This is a genomic window from Cohnella luojiensis, from assembly GCF_004564235.1.
Classification (GTDB): domain Bacteria; phylum Bacillota; class Bacilli; order Paenibacillales; family Paenibacillaceae; genus Cohnella; species Cohnella luojiensis.
In genome coordinates this window covers 1-1661 of the sequence record NZ_SOMN01000048.1, presented here as the reverse complement: position 1 = coordinate 1661, position 1661 = coordinate 1, and the positions used below count along the sequence as shown (strand labels likewise).

Annotated in this window: 2 protein-coding genes; both read left to right on the top strand. The window is 44.7% G+C overall.

Annotated features, from left to right (window positions below; translation table 11 throughout):
- Positions 1-214, top strand: a 214-nt coding sequence (locus tag E2980_RS24490) for a hypothetical protein (protein ID WP_205700015.1), incomplete at its 5' end; no start/stop codon positions are given.
- A gap of 660 nt (positions 215-874) precedes the next feature.
- The gene (locus tag E2980_RS22070; protein WP_135154394.1) at positions 875-1078 is read left to right on the top strand and encodes a hypothetical protein; all 204 of its coding nucleotides are present in this window, start codon (positions 875-877) and stop codon (positions 1076-1078) included.
- Positions 1079-1661: the final 583 nt, after the last annotated feature.

The window sequence follows — 1661 nt, the reverse complement described above, 5'->3', positions numbered from 1 at the left end:
AGTCAGGCGAACACACCCGCACCACCTAACCGCATCGCGGCCGTCCCTTCGGGACTTAAGGTGGTGGGGCGTCGTGAATACCAGAACGTTATATGACATTGGACCGAAGCTACTACGAGTTAAAGAATTTCTTGGCGGACAATCGAGTTTGCCATCTGGAAGCAGTGGAGGACTTGAAGTTATTCAGGTTTCGAGGGATCTAGGGACAGCGTGATTGGCAATTAAAGCAAAGAAATAAAAAGACATCAGAGAGATTAATGAAAACGAAATAAAATGATATATAAGGGCAACGTTGAAAGTCAAAACAATATATTTTTGAGGGGGAGAGGTGCCTGAAAGTAGAAGTTCAGAATCGTAATATTATGAGGGACAAAGTGCCTGGAAGTAAAGGTTAGAATCATTAATAAGAAGGAACAAAATGAGAGAAATCAATAAGAACTTATAATTGCGTGGGTGTATTCAAAGAAGTAAAGAATGGTTAGTCCTGTAAGTAGTTCAGGAAGCAGGAATTGTCGGTGTCTAGAGAACTGCGAGATGGGCAATGAAGCGGAAACATGAAGAGAAGTCGAAGAAGTAATCGAGAAGAGATGGCAAGAGGAATTGCGGCGTTCTGAGATTCAGCGAGTGGGGAGTCTTTTCTTATGAAGATCGGTGTTCGGAAGTGAGTGTAGAGTATGGCAGCATGCTTGGAATGTCCAACATCATATAACAACATATTCACGCTTCGGGGCATTCGCCCCTCGGTCCGGACCGGAGTTAGATGAGGATTCGGTGTAGCAATTGGCAGTAGCAGGGAAGCGGAATCAGCCAGACACACCCGCACCACCTAACCGCATCGCGGCCGGACCTTCGGTCCTTAAGGTGGTAGGGCGTCGTGAATACGGAGACGTTATATGACATTGGACCGAAGCTACTACGAGTTAAAGTATTTTTTGGCGAACAATCGAGATTGCCACCTGGAATCAGGGAAGGACTTGAAGTTATACAGTTTTCGAGGGATCTAGGTACAGCGTGGATGGCAATTAAAGCAAAGAAATATAAAGACATCAAAGAGATTAAAGAAAACGAAATAAAATGATATATAAGGGCAACGATGAAAGTTAAAACCCTGATTTTTGAGGGACAAAGTGCCTGAAAGTAGAAATTCAGAATCGTAATATTTTGAGGGACAAGGTACCTGGAAGTAAAAGGTAGAATTATTAATAGAAGAAGACAAAATGAAAGAGATCAATAAGAACCTATAATGGCGCGGGTGTAATCAATGGAGTAAAGAATGGTTTGTTTGTTATGTAGGTAGCTCAGGATGCAGGAATTGTCAGTGTCTAGAGAACAGCGAGATGGGCAATGAAGCGGAACCATGAAGTGAAGCCGAAGATGTAATCGAGAAGAGATGACAAGAGGAATTGCGGCGTTCTGAGATTCGGCGAGTGGGGAAGGACTTTTCTAATGAAGATCGATGCTCGGAAGTGAGTGTTGAGTAAGGCAGCATGCGAGGAATGTCCAACATCATATAACAACATATTCACGCTTCGGGGCATGCGCCCCTTGGTCCGGCAGAAGTTAGAGAAGAGGATTCGGAGTAGCAATTGGCAGTAGCAGGGAAGTAGAATCAGCCGGACACACCCGCACCACCTAACCGCATCGCGGCCGGTCACTTCGTG